This is a genomic window from Patescibacteria group bacterium (assembly GCA_018896645.1).
Taxonomy (GTDB): Bacteria; Patescibacteriota; Patescibacteriia; order UBA2591; family JABMQE01; genus JAHIMF01.
The window spans coordinates 1-2,054 of record JAHIMF010000081.1; the positions used below are offsets into that span (position 1 = coordinate 1).

Genomic DNA, 2,054 nt, shown 5'->3' on the forward strand with positions numbered 1-2,054 from the left:
ATAATAGTAACTTTCTTTCTTGGTGAATACTATGAGCAATAGAGGAAAGATTGCCAAAGAGAAATAAAAAGGTGTAGACTTACCTATATAAACAAAAAACTAAAATTTTATTGCAAAATTATTTTGGATTTAGTATAATATTGGACGTCAAAGAGTGTTACTCTAATTATGCTATCAAAAATTGGAAACAATGCTAAGAGTAAAAAATATGAGGAACAAATATGATTGGAGACAATGTAAAGAAATTTAGAAAGAAGAAAGGCCTTACACAAGATGGCCTTGCAAGAAAGGCCGATATTCCTTATACTACTTTAATAAAGTTAGAATCCAATGTTGTTAAAAAACCTTCTGTTCAGACAATAGCGAAGATTGCCAAAGTATTAAATATCAGCATAGAGGAATTAATAAGGTAAATTTATGGCAAGCATAAAAATCAGTGGTGAGATCAAAAAGCATTAATCACATTGCCTATCATCAGAATTGAGATAGGTGAAAAATCAGAGAACGGTGGTGGATTATGGGTTGATCGGAGAAAGCTATAACAAAGGTCGGTTTTTTTAACATTTAACCATTACAGGAGGCAAAAAAATGAAAAAGATAATTGATAGAATGAAACTTATTTTTGCGATAGTAATATTAGCAGGAATGATTATCCCGTCAAATATAGTCTTGGCAGGAGCCTCGGGACAACTCCAAGCCTCGGAAGAAACGAAAGTTGACTATAAAAAAGCTGTAACGAACCTGAAGGATTTAATCAGCAATACTCCGTCTATGAAACAACAAATTGACAAAGCCTTAAAAATACAGCCAAAGAATTCATACTGGGGCGGTAAAACCTCCGATGATTTTGTAAAATTCTTCGAGGAATGGCTCGTTGAAAATCCTGTCCCTGAGGATCCTGCAAAATATATAAGACCTTTTGATGAACTTGCCAATTCAGAAGCTGGTGAAATTCTCTTCAATAATAATGTTTTCAGCTCATGGTTTATTGCCTTTGTCAATGCCAAGGGTCAATATTTAGACACAGCCTCCTCAGCCGCAACCATGGACCAATGGATGTCGTACCCTGATGTAAAAATAAATGATTACATTGTGCCTAAAGGAGGTTTCAAAACTTTTAATGAATTCTTCTTGCGGCCGTTCAAACCCGGGGCCCGACCGCTTGACGGCAAGAACGACCCTTCTGTCATCGTCTCTCCGGCGGATGGTACCGTCTGCCAAATCTACGCAGAGGACCTGGGCACGAACTTTAAAATAAAAAGAGATGTAATAAACATCCGGCAGGCGCTTAACAACAGTCCTTATGCCGATAGATTCATTGGTGGACTAGTTTTAGATATCTTGTTATGGTTTACCGACTATCATTACTTTCACTCACCTGTATCTGGCAAGATCGTTGAAGTCGGCGAATACGCTGGCTCGTATAATTATAACTTTGCGAATGTAAACTGGTACAAACAACTCGCAAAACACAAACGAACGTGTTATCTAATTGAGACCAAGGAATTTGGACTGGTGGCCATGATCCCGGTTGGGTTCTGGGGTGTTGGGTCAATCATAACTGAGCCTAAAGTTAAGGTTGGGAATTATATTAAGAAGGGAGAAGAAATTGGCCATTTTAAATATGGCGGTTCTTCAATTCTATTGATTTTTGAGCCTGACGTCGTAAAATTCACACTTTCCATTCCCGTTCAAGTTACTGGAGATGAAGGCATTTCGGTTAAAGTCAGACAAAAGATCGGCATATCGACAAAGCCTGCTTCCAGATAAGAGTTTTCTTTGTCCGGAAGGCTACGCGGTCCGCGTAAAATCAATGAAAGCTCCTCTAATGGAGGAGATGAAGATAAAAATTGTCAAGGGGAAAATTGTCAAGGGGACGGTTCTTTTGACAATTTTCAAGAGCCTATATTTACCTCATTGAATCGTCACCAGTGGTTAAAAGAATTAGTTTTTTTAAATTTTTCTACATCTTAATATTAATACGACAAAGGTTTTAAAAAATTATTCTTTTTTTAAAAAATAGTTGCGAGATGCATTAGGTATAAATCAATCGG

Annotated in this window: 2 protein-coding genes; both read left to right on the forward strand. The window is 37.0% G+C overall.

Translation table 11 applies throughout. The features are described 5' to 3' along the window. The first annotated feature begins 221 nt into the window (after window positions 1-221). On the forward strand, window positions 222-413 hold the full coding sequence (locus tag KKD20_06010) for a helix-turn-helix domain-containing protein (GenBank protein MBU4332639.1): 192 nt from the start codon (window positions 222-224) through the stop codon (window positions 411-413). Between the two features lie 175 nt (window positions 414-588). Continuing rightward, a complete protein-coding gene (locus KKD20_06015) occupies window positions 589-1,770 on the forward strand; it encodes a phosphatidylserine decarboxylase (GenBank protein MBU4332640.1) in 1,182 nt (393 codons plus the stop codon). The last annotated feature ends 284 nt before the right edge of the window (window positions 1,771-2,054 follow it).

Bases quoted from the DNA above. Each gene is read 5' to 3' on its own strand.
- KKD20_06010 (MBU4332639.1), top strand. From the start codon at position 222: ATGATTGGAGACAATGTAAAGAAATTTAGAAAGAAGAAAGGCCTTACA.
- KKD20_06015 (MBU4332640.1), top strand. From the start codon at position 589: ATGAAAAAGATAATTGATAGAATGAAACTTATTTTTGCGATAGTAATA.